This is a genomic window from Hydrogenoanaerobacterium saccharovorans, assembly GCF_003814745.1.
Lineage (GTDB): Bacteria > Bacillota > Clostridia > Oscillospirales > Ruminococcaceae > Hydrogenoanaerobacterium > Hydrogenoanaerobacterium saccharovorans.
Genome location: NZ_RKRD01000002.1, coordinates 267,398 through 284,334, shown reverse-complemented (window position 1 = coordinate 284,334; position 16,937 = coordinate 267,398). Strand labels below are relative to the sequence as shown.

Sequence of the window (16,937 nt, the reverse complement as noted above, 5' to 3'; positions counted from 1 at the left end):
CATAAATGTCAATTTTTAGTATCCGATTACTTCACCTGTACCTGCATTTTCTGCAACTTCAAATGTATTCTCTACAGGTTTTTGCCAACCAAAGCCTGGAACATAAATCTCACCTTTATTGTTGGATTCTCCGCCTGTTGGTTTCTTAGGTTCTTTGTTTGGCTTTTTTTGTTCAGGTGTGTATTCGGGTGGCTTTTCGGGGTCCATTGCTTCTTTCTCATCTACCTCTGGTGGTGCTGGCGGTTCTGGCTTTTCAAACTCTGGTCTCACGATTTCAGTGGTTTTTGTCCCATCGGGATTTTTGGTAACTACCTCGGTGTTTTCCTCTGGGGTGCTGTTTTTTGTATCTTTGATGGTTTTTTCAGCCGGAGGGGTTACTACAATCGGCGGGACTTTATATTCTTGATCATCCGTATCATCTGCCTTTGAAGTCGGCTCAGATGCTGCTTCTTCGGCTAGAACGTGAACGGGGTCGACAATGAACGGTGAGTCCTTTGTCAACATATAAATACCAACACCTGCAAAGACTACAACGATTGCAGCCAATGCTGTTACAATGATTTTCGTCTTTTTAGTCATGGTCTACATCTCCTTTTTAGGATACTATTCCCTAAATTAATTATACCATATTTTGGGTTAAAGGTAAAGGCGTTTTGCTGTTTTATTAATATGCTCTATACTCATAGTTTGCCCTAAAAGACACTAGCTTATTGTTTGACAAAATAAATACTTCAGGATATAATGAAAGCAAGAGATAACCGTACCGCTAGTGCGGTTGCCGCGTAAGTGAATTTAGATTACTCCAAACAATCACTCTGCGGGCTAGGCAGGGTGATTGTTACTTTTTGGAGCAATTTACAATGATATATGCAACCAGCGTAGCTAGCGCGATACAAAATGTTAATGCCTCATAAGTAACCAATGGTCGACCACCTCCTTTCGGAGGGTGTCGGCAACCACACTCTGCTTTTACGATTTACCTCTTGCTTTCGGTATTTTAGCATATTTTGGGGTAAAGCGTCAAATTTTATAAGTTTGTTTATTGAGCCATCTAGTTATTGGATGTGCTCTTTTTTTTGCTGTGTTTTTTGTGTATTTTTTTGCTTACAGCGTAAGCAACCAACACAATCAGCAGCCCCCGCAAGCTGAGGACAGCTACACGCCAGCCCATCGGCAGTCTCATAATCCACGACCACAAATTCTGTAAAGCTTTGACGGGGTTCCGTACAAAATCACTGATTAATTGCACAATAATTTGATAAGCACTATCCGTCTTTTCTTTCGGCTCAGTAGATGCTGTATCGTTTGGCTTTGTTTGTTCGGGTACGTTGGGCAGACTGTTTACAGTATCCACTTCTGGCGCTTCAGCTGGTGTGCTGTTATCCGTAGTTGTTTGCTGTTCGCTTGGGGTCGGTTCGTGCGGATGCGGCTTATCGGGTTTTGCTGTTGTGTCCCCAGTTTCTAAAGGTGGCTCGTAATCGGGTTTTGATGGGTTGCTTCTCCGCTTAAACTTCACGGTAACTACCGTAGGATTGCCTGCGTCATCCGTAACGGTATAGACATGTTCTTCGGTTCGTTTCATCGGGCAGGAAACTTCACTGCCCAAAACCTCGCCATGCTCACATACTATTTTAGCAACGCCTGAGAGATTATCCTCAGCTTTGAGTTCAATGGAGTTGCGTGTGGTATTGTAAGTTACGGTAGGCGGTGTAAAGTCGTTTTTTACTGTATATTTGGATTCAGGTGACACATTACCTGCGAACGATACCGAACGAACATTGACATCAAAAATCCCCTCATCTGTAACGGTTATTTTACCGTTACATTCTAACCAGTCTGTTACAAAAGTTCCTAGCACCTTTGCCTTGTTCGGTAGTTTCTCATCCGGTGGTGTGGGTATAGGGTTGGATACCTTTGTAATTCGATACTGATACTTCAAAATGCCAGAGGGTGCTTCTGCTTTAACATCCAGTTCTTCGGGCGCTTTTGACCATTCCAGTTCCAACTCGTCGGGTTGGTTCGGGTCGGTTGGTTGTGGTTCTGTTTTTGGTGGTGTTGGCAGCTGCTCCTCGATGTTATTAATTGTAACTGTGTATTTGCAGCTTGTACCCAACTTATCCGTAAGGATAAATGTATAAACACCGTTGCGAGTAACATGGTAGGTAGCCGTATCCCCATCCACCACAGTACCATCGGGCAGGGTGATGGATGCAACGCCAACAATATTATCCTTTGCCTTGATGGTAATATCAATACCGTCTTTTACCCAGTCGGTTGTACTTAACGTATAGGTTGCGGTCGGTGCAGTGCCATCAATAATAGCGTCTTTGGAAACAATGGCAGATATGTTTGTAGCATTATCCAATGATCTTACATAAACCGTTGCATCCATATCCTTTTTCAGCCGTGACGGTTTATCACCGCCGTGGTACGTTTTCCAACCACTGTCTAATACTTGACTACCTTTGGGTACGGCTTGATACTCTATTTTGTTTACTCCAGAATGGTCATCTTCTGCTTCAACAATTAATTCTACTTGCTTCCGAAACATATTGGTATTGGGCAGAATACTGCGGAAGAACTGCTTGACAGGACTATCCTGTGTCTCGCGCAACTCAAACTTGGTTATGGTGGGGTTTGCTTTGTCTATCTTATCCACCGTAACTACGTAATCGGATGTAGTTCCCGCATTGTTGGTAAGCTGAAACGTGTATGTGCTGTTAGCATCCACAGTGTAGGATGCGGTATTACCATCCACCACTGTGCCATCGGGCAAAGTAATAGATTTCACACCGCTTTCTAAATCCTCAGCAATAACAGTAATTTCAACACGCCCGTTTGTATACCCGTTTGGGCTAAGCGTGTGGGTTGCGGTGCAGGGGGTAAGGTCGATTTTTTTGACCTCGACATCGTAGTTTAAGATGTTGCCGCACTTATCAACAACTATAAAACGGTAAGTACCGTTTTGGCTGACTGTAAACTCTGCGGTATTCCCGTCCACAACTGTCCCATCGGGCAGAGTGATATTTGCTACACCGGATAGGTCATCTTGTGCCTTTAGCCTGATTGTGACTGTACCGTCTGTCCAGTCGGTTGTGCTCAGCGTGTGCGTTGCTGTAGGTGGGGTATCTTCAACTGTAACTGGTTCTTCTTTCACCAATGACATGTTGGTTGCCACATCGGTGCAACGCGCAGCCACCGTACCGCTGAAACGACGGGACACTTTCGGTAACTCATCGGGATTGTAAAGCAGCCATCCATCCTCTTTGATTGTACTTCCTTTTTCAATAAGTTGGTATTCAATTTTGTCTACACCAGAAGCATCATCGCTTGCTTTAATGTGTACTGAAACTTGCTTATTGAAGAAATGTAATATGCTTTGAATAAGGTCATCATTTTCCTTAACAAAGTTGATTTCTTCAATTACGGGCAGAACCTTATCTATGTTATTAATTTCTTCGCTGATTCTTTCGGCATTCCCCGCGTTGTCCTCAACCTCGAAGCTGTGAGTACCGTTGGTTGATACAGAATGTTTAACCGTGTTGCCGTCTGTCCAGCTGCCACCTGCGGGGCGAACGTGCTGTACACCTGAGCCACCTAAATCTGAAGCATTAAAGGTAAGTTCCACGTTACCATTTGTCCAAGCCTTGTTGTAGGTGATTACACCTGTGGGTTTAACTCGTTCGATATTGACAACTCTATTTATTAACTGAGATACATATCCCACATTGTCAATTGTTCGTGCATGAATTACAGTACTTCTAGCGAGTGTAATTTTAAATGGAATTATGTAATTCTGCCAATTTCCACTGTCTATACTATATAAATATCCCTTTACTCCACTATCAGTATCGCTTCCACCGTCGATACTGACCACAACATCATCTTTACACCACAAATTGGGTGGTGATTTTGTAATGACAGGTGGTGTAGGAGGCGTAGTATCAACCTGATTTGCAGTGATTGTAGTGGTGCTAGATGGGTTACCCCACTTATCACGAGCATTAACAGTAATACTGCCGTTTGATGTAAAATCATAAGAAAATGGTGCAGTATAGTTCGTCCACGCTCCACCATTGATTTGATACTGCATACCGCTCGGAGTTTTGGCATCTGTAAGAGTGATAGTTGTGCTCTTTGACCTTGCCCAACCTGTTGTTAGCGGGGTATAAGTAATTTGGGGTCCTAATTCATCAATCTCATTGACATCAAATTCTGTTTCCTTTGTTATATTTGCTATAGCTTTTGCGGAGTATTTACCATTTTTTGATATTTCATATTCAATAAAATTACCTCTTATATATGATATTTCAACACCGTTTTCAAGTATCTGCATTGATTGGGCTTCTGGCGAAGTAGCTGTTACTATTACTTTATTATTTGATGAGTTATAAGTTTGCGATATAACCGGCTTTTCCAAACTTGGTACTAAGGTATAAATACCATTTCCGTCCGGAACTGCATATACCTTTGTATTATCTTTTAATGCAATAACAGGTCTTACATTTGCAGCTATGCGACCACTACATAATAATAAAGAGCCACCACCAATAGCGTTTTGTAATGAATCACATGCATAGTATCCATCACTTCCATCATCATCTCTGCCATCTCCGTCTGTTCCTCCCCAAACAAGTTCACTTGGTAATAGATTTTTATTTTCATCAACACCACCCCATACACCCTTATATGGTCTAAATGGTTTTGTTTCTCCTATAATTGGGTGATATTTATGCATCAAATCTGAATCTTCAATCCCTGCATCATATGAATATTGTGTATCATTTTCTAATTTGCCTTGGAAAGCTCTTATAAATTCAACTCCCTTTTGCCCTACCCATGCATCCATTATTACATTTTTTCCTATTTTTCTGCCATTATTATATGTTTTATGATACACATAATTACCATAAAAAGTTGCTACCTGCATGTTTCGTCTTAAATCTTCGGAGAGAACATCGGTATAAAAATTCTTACCTAAAAAGTGGTTTTGATTAGGCTCATTTAGCCATTTTAACAGCATATTTGAGAAATAAGTTTCGTTATATCCAATACTTTTGGGAAATTGACCTATAATTTTTTCTGATACATAATAGGAAGCTCCTTTTGCAGATGTATAACCCCATTCATCATTTACATCCATCTGATGTGTCAAACCGTAATGAGTTGTATTTAAATCTTTTCCATAGGATACTCTTACGTGGTCTGATGATTTTATCCATATCATTGGTTCATCGCCCCATTGGGTTGCAGCATCGACTACTTTTGCCCCCAATGGTAGTTGTCCCAATGTAGTGACTGTGTTGCTTTGTAATGACCTCCTCATTCTTCTCAAGCCTTGATACGGTTGTATCTGAGGCTCTTTATACACATAGCTATGTGGAGTTTGTTCATATGGTAAAGCTTTGCCGTACTTTATCATATAATCAAGCCACAAAGTGCTTTGTATACCATCTTCTTTATTTTTCTCATCTAGCTGTATAAGATATTCGGCATACTCGTCACTAAAATCTTGTGGTTCTTCCATGTAAGTACCGCTGTCTGAATATCCGCTGTCATTATAATGACTGTCATCTGCAAAGGTCGTTAGGGACGTTGCAGACAGCAGCATTGTAACCGCTAAAACCAGTGCGATTACTCGATTGGGTATTCTTATCATGATATATTTTGTCCTCCTTCAATGTCATTACATAAATCCAAAACGCGCCGTGTTCGTCCTTTTCAATTAAAAAAGAGCTGCCTATGTAGATTGGCAGTTCTTTTTCTTCAAGCAGGCGGTACAGACGCGTTTCTTCATACTTGTTGTTATTTATTCGTATTATCTTATATGCCACTATTTACCTCCAATCGTTTTCACTCTATTTTATTAGTTCTAAAGCTTCTTCAAAAGTTACTGGTTTGCTTTCCATGCGGTTAAAGTAAAAGTCCATAGCACAATTTGGTGAACAAAACAATTCAGTAGCTTCTTGAGAGTATTCCAACTCCATCTTATCTGTAAGAGCTTGTTTACAAGTCTTACATGTAACGATTTCTCCATCCTCGTTTCTTAAATACTTCATTCTTAATCATCCCTCTTTAGCGGTTTATGAAGTAATACGTTTGTATTACTTCATAGCCTGTTGTAATACCTCTTGAAAGCTTTGCTTTCAAGGAGTTTTTGGGCGTATGTAATACGCCTTATCCTGCCCTTTGATAACAAACCAAGTAATTAGTATAAAATAAGTTAACTTTATCAAAAGAAAAGGCTACCCCATATCCGGTTCAGCTCCCTGTTCATTTTGTGGTTGTGCCTGTACCCTGGCAGACTGTTGGGCGAACTCTGTTCGTATATTAAGCAGGTCATCGTTAAAATCTTTGCCCCTGGGTGTCATTCTTGAAACGTTGTAACCCAGGTCTTTATACTTTTGCATCAGCTCCTTAGCCGCTTTATGTCCGCGCTCATCATTGTCTGTACCAAACGTTATATCGGTTATCAGTGGATTGTCCTGCAGGTAACGTTCCAGAGCTTTGTCGGATACACCACCCAGTGCAATACGATTGATGGAGTTGTAATCTTGCTTAAAAATCTTTTGTATGCACTTGTGGCTGATAGCATCGATTGGGGCTTCAAACACTGCAATCTTAGTTGCGGATGTACCGCGCAAATGAAATGCGTAGCTTTTGTCGCTGTTCTGCACGTCACGCTTAAAGGGCATTTTCGCATTAGTAATGGTACCACGCTGTGCTGCGTATTTAGCTGCACCGTCTTTGTCATAACCCACAAATATAACATTATGGTAATCTGCTGATTCGTAAATGATTTTATCTTTTATAAGGCTTTTTACGATTTTTTCATCCAGTCCTCTTGTTTTAACAAGATAAGCGATAGCTCTTTTGTTGTCGCTGTTTGCGGGTGGAAGCTTCATCGGCGGCTTGGGTTCTTCCGCTTTCTCTTTGCGGATTTCTTCAAGATTTGGAACATATGAATTTGTATCTCCGGCAAGCTTAAGTACAGCATCCACAAATTGGTAGTTTTCACATTTTACAAGAAAGTCAATCGGACCTCCTTTGAGGTTCTGAGAATGCCACGCCCAACGCCCATCTTCGTTCACCGCAAGGCTTGGATGGTCTCTCCATCGGTACCATCCTCCGGATGGGTATAGGTCATAACCTCGACCTTGGAGGAATGCAACCAAGTTTGTGTTTTTTGCCTGTTCGTATTGCTGTTCATTGAATTGTTTTTTCGGTTGTTGGTGGGGTGCTGTCTGTGATTTGTATTTGTACTTTGATTTTGGTTGCTCTTTCTGAAAAGTATCAACGAATTCTTTTAATTCTTTTGCAGGCATTTTTGTAAAGTCAACGTTGTGCTCATCGCCCTTAATTCGGAATACTGTTCCATCGCTGTAATACAGGCTCAGAATGTTGTAATCCGGCATAGGTGCGTTGGCGGCAATGTCTGCACGGGTGTACCGGCTGTTGTTTTTAATGAGTTCGTCAATAGTATCAAAGCCTTCCGTTTCTCGTGTTCCGTTGCAATACCCATAATATTTGTTTTCACCAGTCTGTGACGGTTCAGAAAGAATTTCACGAACAAAGCTTGTGATACGTTCTAACTTTGGGGGCTGCTCCTGAACCGGCTGTGTTTTGATTGGTGCATGGTCGACTTCGTGATTAATTGGCTTATTAAACAGGACGTAACCTTTTTGATAGGGATAAGAAAAACCGCTGAAATCTTTTTCAGCGGTTTCTGTTATATCTTTGGTTTTCTCATCAAAGCGAGCTTGGCACTTATCAAGGTTATCTTTATCAAAATAAGTGCCATTTCGTACACCATCTAACGTTGCATCTAGATAGTGCACGGAGTACTCAAAGTTATTGTTTGGATAATGCCATTGCAGCAGCATTACATTGCCTTTCTGCTTTAGAACCTCAACGATTGTACTATCCATAAAGTCTGCCATTTGTGCTTGCTCCTTTCCATCTGTTAATTCCGGTTTATCATCTTTGACTTGTGCTACGCCTGCCATCACATTAATAATATCAGATGCCAACTGTTCAGAGGATTTATCAAAACGTATTCGGTCCTTGTCCCAAGTTCCCCTGGTGTGGTTGATGCCGTTTAATAGTTTAATTCCTTTTGCAGGCGGTTCCCACTGGCTGAGGTTATGGGTATAGTCATCCAGCAAGTAATCCGTTTCTTTAATTCCGCCTGCAACATAATCTTTCTTGTCTTGACCGCATGGAAGGAATATTCGGCGTTTGTCACTATTTGTTTCTGGTAGGTACATGTCTAGCCACTCATTTTTCTCTTGTAAAGCGTAAGGGCTGTCGGATAAATAAGAGGATAGAATGTTGACCTCGACTTCGGGGTGCTGTTTTATTATTAGTTTAATTGCTCCGATAACACTATCAATTGGTTTTAGGTTTGCAAAATAATCTTTTTCATAGAGGGCTTCCAACCGGTTTGTCGGTTTAAATACTGCTAGAGTACCGTCCATGTCAACGAAGAGCCGTTTTCTTTCTATGCCGAAAATATTCACGTAACTATCCATTTCGACTCCTACAATACCACCGTATTCAAAATGTTCTCTAATTTCCTCTTCGCTTTCCATTAATCCCTCTGAATTATCCCTGTCTAATCTATAAATTGAACAATATTTAAAAAGTTCCAATGCTTTTTCGAGGTTTAATGGTAACATTTCATTAGATACGTCGTAAACATATCCGTAATCTTCCATTTCTGCAATAGAAATTGAGTCATCAGGCATTTTAAATTCTCTTTTCAACACACAACCTCCTATTCCTCTAATTCAAAATCATCCTCCAGTTCATCGTCCAAGGCATCAATCAGTTCAATATCATCATCCTCTCTTGATGGTATTTCGTCTTTGGTTTTCTCGTCAAACTGTAGTTCCTTTTCCAGTTCGACCTGTTTCTGCATCAGTGCTTGCAGTTTATCTTCATGTTCAAACGGCTTTTCATATTCCGCTTTGGATTGCAAAATGTATTCTTCATTCTGAGCGTTTTCAAATTCCAATTTTGATACTTGCTTTTCAAAACTGTTTAACGCATTATCAAGCCTTTGAATTACACCTGCGCTTTTATCAGATAACAGAACCCGGTAATTCTCTGCACCGCAAATGCGCACATAACACACTAACCAATAATCCATTGTAAGCTCCAGCGAAAAACCACGATACGAACCTATCGAAAGATTTTGTAACTTTTTCAGCTTTTGGCTCATAGCAATTATTGTTTCACCGGCTTGCTCTTTATCAGTAAAAACAACACCATCAAGTAGAATATTAAAATCTTCCTTTGTATTTTCATTTCTTAAAACAATATCTTGTTCGTATTTCTTAATAGATGTATTATTTTGGTCAATGCTGCGAGGGTATTTCACTTCATATTCATCTTGCAGCCGAAAACGTTTTTTACTGTATTCATTCTTCAAAACTTTTAGTTTTGCAAGTTCAACTTCCACCTCCATTTTCTCTTTTATTTTTGGGTTGCCGTTTGCTATTGCCTTAACTTCAGCGTAAGATAAAACGCTTTCGTCAATATCTTCGCAAATACGGGGCAGTTCTTTGGAAGTCATAATCTGAGAAATAAAACGCTGTTTGTTTTCGAGGATGCTCCACATATAACTGTCAAAGCTTTTCTCTGTGACATAACGGAAAATGTATACCTCTTTGCAGTTGTTACCGGGTCTCAAAATTCTACCTTCGCGCTGTTCAATGTCCTTTGGTGTCCACGGCGAGTCCAAGTGATGCAACGCTATCAGCCGGTCTTGCACGTTCATCCCTGCACCGCATTTCGCACTGGAACCAATTAAAATTCGTACTTGCCCCATTCGTAACTGCGAAAACAGTTTCGCAAGCTGTATCTCATTGTTTGCATTATGGATAAAGGCAATCTCCTTTGCTGGTATGCCCATCTCAATCCACTTCTGACGCATATCATCATACACGTTAAACTTATTTGGATTGGGTGTTGAAATGTCGCAGAACACAAGCTGCACACCTTTAAAATCATTAGAACTTTGGTAAATGTCATACACCTTTTGCACACACTGATTGACCTTTGAATGAGGGTCATCAACAGCATTGGGGTCAATCAGCCGTATATCTGTGCCGGCACGGCGGGCATCTCCGGTAAGCTTGAGCATATTATCCACGTAAGGTTCAACAGCACCGCTTCGTATGTCTTCTGCTCGTTTTGCCGCATTGTGCAAAAATAGCTCCAGTGGTTTACTGGGAGGTGCCACTACTATTTGAGGTTTGCCATCAACAAGCTTGGGTTTTGGCAGGTTAAGCATATCCGCTGTTTGTATATCTGCAACCAACCGAAACGATGTTACCAACTCTGGCAGGTTTACAAATTTTGAGAGCCTGGTTCTTGGGCGGTAACCGGTGCCTTCGGGTTTAAGTTCCATTGAGGTCACTGTCTCGCCGAATACCGATACCCAGTTGTCAAAGTAATCAAACCCCATATTCTCCAGCACATCATTCATCAGATAACGTTCCATTGTGAACATTTCTGTCATGGAGTTGGACAATGGTGTGCCGGTTGCAAAATAAACACAGCCTTTTCCTTGGTTCAGCTCATTGAGGTATCTTATTTTGAGCAATAAATCGGTAGATTTTTGAGCGCCGGCAGTGCTCAGCCCTGCGACATTACGCAGCTTTGTAAAGATAGCACAGTTCTTATAATTATGCGCTTCGTCTACAATTAAGCTGTCTACGCCCAACTCTTCAAAGGTTATGGTGCTGTCCTTTCTGCCTGACATCAGTTTTTTCAGTTGATTTTCCAACCGCTTTTTTTCAGCTTCTGCTTGTTTGACCGTCCACTTTTCACTGTTTTCTTCCTTTAGTTCTTTGATACATTCCGTAATATCTTCTATCTGATTTCTTAATTCTCGCGACATCAAGGTATCAGATACAGGGATACGCTCGAACTGCGAAAAGCCTAAAATCACGGCATCGTAATTGCCGGTTGCGATTTTAGATATAAACTTCCGGCGGTTGTTCTTTTCAAAATCCTTTTTCGTAGACACGAGAATGTTTGCCCCAGGAAAGTATTCCAAAAAAGAACTTTTCCACTGATCGGTTAAGGTGTTGGGGACAACTATCATCGTCTTGTTTGACAGTCCCAGCCGCTTGCGTTCCATTGCTACGGTTACACAAGTAAGCGTTTTTCCTGCACCAACACAGTGCGCATATAATGCGTTTCTTCCACTAAAAATACCCCTTGCAACGGCATCCGCTTGCTTTGGTCTCAGCTTCCATTCGGGGTTCAAGCCATCTATGTGTGATAACAGGGACCCGTCATATTCACGAAGCCGAATGCTATTGTATTTCTCATTATACATACGAACGATTTTCTCACGCCGTTCTACATCGCGGAAAAGCCATTCTTTGAAAGTGTCCTGCAGAAGTTCCTGCTTTTGTTTTGCCACCGTGGTTTCAGTATGATTAATGACATAACGCGGTTTCTCACCGGGTTCTGATATATCGTCCTTTACCACAGCACTCTGCAAGTTTAAACTTGCTTCAATAATATGGTAAGCACTCATCCGCTCTGAGCCGTAGGTATCTTTTGCCAATACCGATTTATATTCCAATGCTTTATTGGTAATAAAGTAGGAGTTGTTAAACCGATTGTATCTTACAAAGATATGCCGTTTTGCATCCTCACCGCGATGAGCAGCTGTGGGATTTAACGTGTCATAAATAAATTGACTGTAGTACTCCAATGGAATAAAATTACTTCCCAAATGAATTTCAATCTCATCCGGTAAAATGTCTTTTGGCTGAACCTTTTCCAATGCCTCAACATTTTTTAAAAAGAGTTCGGGGTGCTGTTCTGCTGCTTGCTTTGCAGTTCTGAGCTTTTCTCTGACATTACCGCTTAGATATTCACTTTCTGTTTCATAACCGTCGGTTGGGTTTTCTTCGTTGTAATGGACGGGATTGAGATAGATGAGTGCGCCCAGTTCCTCGATTATCTCGGGTAACGGCTTTTTATAAAGCTGCTGCATATAATTAAAATCAATCTTGCCCTTCTGAGATAATGATACGGCAAGCGCATCCTTTGCAGTTTCGGTGCTGTTAGTCACTCGTTTAGGTGTAATGGTGCGCTTTGTAAAAATATCTCGTTTGGTAACTTCACCCGTATCCTCGTTTACATTTTCAAGCGATGAAATAAGAAAATAGTCGGTATCCTTTTGCAGTGCGTTGTAGTTTGATTTCTTGGTCACATATCCGTGCTTCGATACAAAATCATCATACAACTGATTGAGTTCTTTTTGAGCCTGTGCAAGTTCCTCATCACTGCATCCATCCATTTGGATATTTAAAAGATACCGAATGCAACCTTTTAATTCGCAGAAGTCGGACAGCAGCCGTTGATTGGCATAGGAAAATTCCTGTTTTATCATCACCGAATTTTCGCGGTAGTAAATCGAGCCGTTATCCGCTTTGGTGTAAGTAAAGTTTTTTACATCAGGGGAAGCGAGAAGAACATCCTCGCTTTCAACTTCTTGTATGTTTTTTTGTTGCTCATAAATGTCTGAGGGTAAAAAAGAAACTGCCTCTTGCAAAGCAGTTTCTAAATCTCGTTCATCCGCATGCAGCGCTGTCTCTTTTCTATCCTCACCCCCGTACATTGTGTCATATACCATTTTACCTAGCATCATATGAGGGTTCTGCGCAAAATACTGATTCACCGGTATTCCATCTTCGGTTAAACCAAGGTGCACCCAGTCGGGTTCTTCCACCGACATGCGTTCTCGCTTTTTGAGGAAGATAATATCACTGGTTACTTCTGTACCCGCATTTTGTTTAAATGCTGTATTCGGTAAACGTATAGCGCCGATCAGCTCTGCACGCTGTGCAAGATACTTTCGGAATGTTGGGCTTGCTTTATCCAATGTACCCTTAGATGTGATGTACGAAATAATACCGTTGGGTCTTATAATATCCAACGATTTAGCGAAAAAGTAATCGTGGATATTTAGATTGAGCTTGTTGTATCGGGGGTCAAAAACAGAGTATGAACCAAACGGGACATTACCATTGCATACATCGAAAAAGTTGTCGGGGAACTCTGTGTTTTCAAAGCCATTAATTTGGATATTAGAATTCGGGTAAAGCTGTTTCGCAATACGTCCAGTAATGCTGTCTATCTCGACTCCATAGGTGCCGGAGTCCTGCAGTCGCTCCGGCAAAGCACCATAGAAGTTGCCAATGCCAAGCCCTGGGTCGAGCATGTTGCCACCTCTAAATCCAAACTTCTCCAATGCATTATAAATTGCACGGATAACTAGAGGGCTGGTAAAATGTGCATTGTTCACCGATGCCCTGGCACTCTCATATTCATCTTCTGTAAATACGGATTTCAACTCTTTGTACTCGATTGACCAAGTGGTATTGCTTTCATCAAACGCTTGTGCAATTCCGCCCCAACCAACATAGTGCGCTAACACATCCTGCTGTTCTGCTGTTGCCTGTGCACCATCCGCCTCAAGCTGTTTTAGCAGTTTGATGGCTGAAATATTGCATTGATATTTTGCTTTTTGCCCATTGGGTAAAGCCAAGTCGGCGGGGAATTGGTAATTTTGCAATGTGTAATGCAATTGCTCATTGTTGGGATTACTACGAAGATGTTTTTCAAAGTATTTTCGGTTTATTACCTGTACATCCCACGAATAAGGACCGGTAAAGACAGACACATCTTTATCGCCAACATATTTTATTTCACCTTTAATTGATGTGCCGCTATAATCCAGTTCTGCGTAATCTCCGACCTTATAGTGTGGCGTTTCGGTAATCTCTTTATCTGCAACTGACGGTTGTTCTGCTTCCGGTACCTTTGGTTCAGCCTTACCTAGTAAAGCAGGCTCAGCTGTCCGGTTTTCTTGTATTGGTTCTTCGACTTCTTCCTCATATTCCTGCGTTGCAAATAAGCTCATCTGCTCATACTCAGTATCTTCCGGTAGACTGCTATCCACCTTAAAGGGTTTGCTTTTATATTGCGGAATGTCGACTTCCGGTTCTACCCAATCGTCGGGAACTGGGTACTTTTCCTGTTGAATCAGTGCATCAATACCGTTTTCCATTTGTGCCCAAGTAAACTTGTCGACAAATTGCAGGTTATCATCTTGATAATCTATCACTGCACCCTTTGAGTTATAGTTGATCTGAATATGTCCGCCATTGTCCAGCGGAGAAGCAGAACCGCTCCATCCGTATTCCTTTTTCAAAAACTTAATACGCTCTTTTTTGTTGCTGTTGTTTCTGAAAAAGGTATAAATGCGTTTTTGACTTTCCTCTACATTAGCTCCGCGCAGTAGAACGCTCTCCACAATCTCATGATGGCTCTTAGTAGTTTTTTGCTCGACTGCTTTTGGTATCTCATAGGTTGGTGCCTTAAATTGTTCTTGATACTTTGAAATATTTTCTTCTGAAAGTGATATGGTTTTGCCTGTTGTTTTATCGACTCCGGCTACTACAAAAGTCTCATAAAAAGGAAAGCCTTTTACAATACGGTTTATAGTTGGCTCAGCTGGATATTCATCAGCACTGATAATATCGACACCAGCAGCAAGTTCGGTTACAGTAAATGTACCTTGAATAATTTCCTGCAACGCCTTATAGCCTTTGGAAATTTCTCTGACATAAGGCTCTTTTTTTGGCTCTACTACTAAAACTCGAATTTTATTGTCTGAAACAGAAGAACCCACACCGCTATCATCAGTCAATGTGGGTTCTAGTTCTATGCTTTTTTCAATTCGCTGAGTGCCATTACTTCCTCTGACATTTCCTGCATTACGAACTCCTTCGCCTGTTGCGTTGTCTGGTTGTTCCACTGTACTATCTCCATATAGTGGTTCGTTACTGGACACGGGTTTTGTGCCTGAAGCTGTTTCAGTATTTGTTGATATGTGTCTGTGTATTCCCTGTCTTTCTGCACCAGGAACCCGTTTAGCTGCATCGTTGTTTTGAGTTCCTCCCAAAATGCTGGTGTGTTCTCCTGTAGCATAGTTTTCAGTGCTGCTATGAAGATGCCCGTTGACTGTTCCGGCAGATTCATTTCCGCTTGATAGGTCATTGTTCCCTCGTCCAAATTGTAGGTTATCCCGTTCATTGTCTTGACGATTGGCAGAAAGGTCTGTGTTTCTTCCGAAAAGAGATGTTTGACTCCGTTGATGAATTTTGTTTTCATAGTTATTACCTCTTTCTAAACGTTTGATGGTTTGTTCAGCAGTTTTTAAAACACTGCCCGTAATGTTATGAATTGCAATCTGCAAATTTACAAATTGATGATTTGTCATTTTAGCAAGTCTGCTAAATACGTCGGGGTTGAAATGTGTGGCAATACCAAACCTGCTGCACACTTCAACCTGTACACTGCGGATAACCAGTTCTTGTTCTGCTTGCACCGCCTGGTTTCCTTTTAAATAGTCTAATGTGTATTGTACCACACAATTTTCCAAATTAGCATTTACATCTTCAGTTTTAGGGTATTTCACTTGGTATTTCTCAAGCATCTTTTCCAGTTGGGCAAGTACAGCCGGTTTATACTCCTCTTTAACATTTGCCCATGGCTCATACTTATTGGGATGCACCGTGTCGGCAATATTAAAGTAATGCTGCGGTTTGGTCATATCCTCATTAAATGACCAAAGAGCCGTTGCCCCACGCTTAACAGGATTGTTAAGTTGCTTCCACTCGTCATAACTTGCAATTGCTGTTGCGTTTGGATTTTGCGCGTAGAACAGCAGCTGACTGGTATAGCCGTACTTGTAGTTCCTACTGCAAAAGGATAAAAACTTTATATAACTTTGGGGGGTTGCAGTGATTTCATTTCTTGTTTGTTCGAACAAATTGATTAGATATTGTATTCTGTCATTCAGTTTCATGTTGTCGCTCCTTGGGGTTATTTTCAAAGTAAAATTTCAGCGCCGTCACTATCGTGCTCTCTATGGTCTTGGGTTTTGTGCCGGCAGGGAATAGGCTTTTAATTGCCTGGCTCGGCTTTGTGATTTTTGGTGCAAACTCTTTTTTCGTTTCTCGCTCTGACAGCACAGTTTTAATTTTCAATGCGTTTAACGCGTTTTCCCTGGATAACTCACGCAGCCTAGTCGCTTTCTTTTTATTGATTTCTGCTGTATTTTCTTCTAGAAATGCAACAAGTAGCTCCTGCTCAAACGCCCTTAAATAGGATAACTCAACGCCACACAACACCGTTATAAAGCCGTTATCCACCAGTGCAAGCAAATCCTCATGTAGTAAATTAAGGCGCATATAGCGCCTCCTGGTGCTCTCTGAGAGCGTAATAACAGAATTATTTTTCAACCTTCGGTCACCGCGACCGGAGGTTGAATTTTCATCTTCTACTGTTTCCTCCTCTCCGTATTTATCTTCCATTAACTGTTGCATTTGGCTAACCAAGTCGGTTCTTTTTCCACAAGTCTTAAACAATTCCACCTGCATTTGTAATGACTTCGCCAACTCACTGGGCAGCATATCTGTAATAGAACGCTGTGTAAAGTTGGATTCCAGTACGATTTCCAGTGCCTCTGTATCATCAACATAACGCACAATGCAAGGTACTGTTTCAAGTCCAACAATGCAAGCGGCATTGTGCCGGTTGTGTCCCGCAAGGATTTGAAAATCCCCACCCATTGGTCTTACAATGAGTGGGGTTATAATTCCATTCTCGCGTACACTCTCAATCAGCTGGGTAAGCCGTTCACCTTCATACAGGTGGAATGGATTGTGGTCGTAGGGTATCAATTTGTCTACTGATATTGACAGGACATTCGGTTTTTCAATTATTTCTTCGTTGACTACCTTATCAACAATTTCTATGGATTGAGGTGGTTCGGGTGCAGCACTTTGCTGTTTGTTTTTAGCAAGTGCAAATATATTCGTGATGATTGAATCAGCCAATGA

Annotated in this window: 7 protein-coding genes; all 7 read right to left on the bottom strand. The window is 41.2% G+C overall.

Features of this window, described 5'->3' with window-relative positions; translation table 11 throughout:
- Positions 1-15 precede the first annotated feature (15 nt).
- Positions 16-579 carry a DUF6550 family protein gene (locus EDD70_RS11490; RefSeq protein ID WP_092755458.1) on the bottom strand — a complete coding sequence of 188 codons (564 nt, stop codon included), beginning with the start codon at positions 577-579 and terminating at the stop codon, positions 16-18.
- 472 nt (positions 580-1,051) lie between these two features.
- On the bottom strand, positions 1,052-5,659 hold the full coding sequence (locus tag EDD70_RS11485) for a hypothetical protein (protein ID WP_123811047.1): 4,608 nt from the start codon (positions 5,657-5,659) through the stop codon (positions 1,052-1,054).
- The gene (locus tag EDD70_RS11480) at positions 5,571-5,834 is read right to left on the bottom strand and encodes a hypothetical protein (protein ID WP_092755454.1); all 264 of its coding nucleotides are present in this window, start codon (positions 5,832-5,834) and stop codon (positions 5,571-5,573) included. Before EDD70_RS11480 ends, EDD70_RS11485 begins: the two co-directional genes overlap by 89 nt.
- 24 nt (positions 5,835-5,858) lie before the next feature.
- Positions 5,859-6,059, bottom strand: a complete 201-nt coding sequence (locus tag EDD70_RS11475; protein ID WP_092755452.1) for a hypothetical protein — start codon at positions 6,057-6,059, stop codon at positions 5,859-5,861.
- Between the two features lie 186 nt (positions 6,060-6,245).
- On the bottom strand, positions 6,246-8,765 hold the full coding sequence (locus tag EDD70_RS11470; RefSeq protein ID WP_092755450.1) for a 5' nucleotidase, NT5C type: 2,520 nt from the start codon (positions 8,763-8,765) through the stop codon (positions 6,246-6,248).
- 11 nt (positions 8,766-8,776) lie between these two features.
- Complete coding sequence (locus tag EDD70_RS11465) at positions 8,777-15,901, bottom strand: DUF3846 domain-containing protein (RefSeq protein WP_242943156.1); 7,125 nt, start codon at positions 15,899-15,901, stop codon at positions 8,777-8,779.
- Positions 15,888-16,934, bottom strand: a complete 1,047-nt coding sequence (locus EDD70_RS11455) for a ParB N-terminal domain-containing protein (protein WP_092755444.1) — start codon at positions 16,932-16,934, stop codon at positions 15,888-15,890. Before EDD70_RS11455 ends, EDD70_RS11465 begins: the two co-directional genes overlap by 14 nt.
- Positions 16,935-16,937 lie beyond the last annotated feature (3 nt).

Excerpts from the sequence above, each read along its gene's own strand:
- EDD70_RS11490 (WP_092755458.1), bottom strand. The coding sequence starts at position 579 with ATGACTAAAAAGACGAAAATCATTGTAACAGCATTGGCTGCAATCGTT.
- EDD70_RS11485 (WP_123811047.1), bottom strand. The coding sequence starts at position 5,659 with ATGATAAGAATACCCAATCGAGTAATCGCACTGGTTTTAGCGGTTACA.
- EDD70_RS11475 (WP_092755452.1), bottom strand. The coding sequence starts at position 6,059 with ATGAAGTATTTAAGAAACGAGGATGGAGAAATCGTTACATGTAAGACT.
- EDD70_RS11465 (WP_242943156.1), bottom strand. The coding sequence starts at position 15,901 with ATGAAACTGAATGACAGAATACAATATCTAATCAATTTGTTCGAACAA.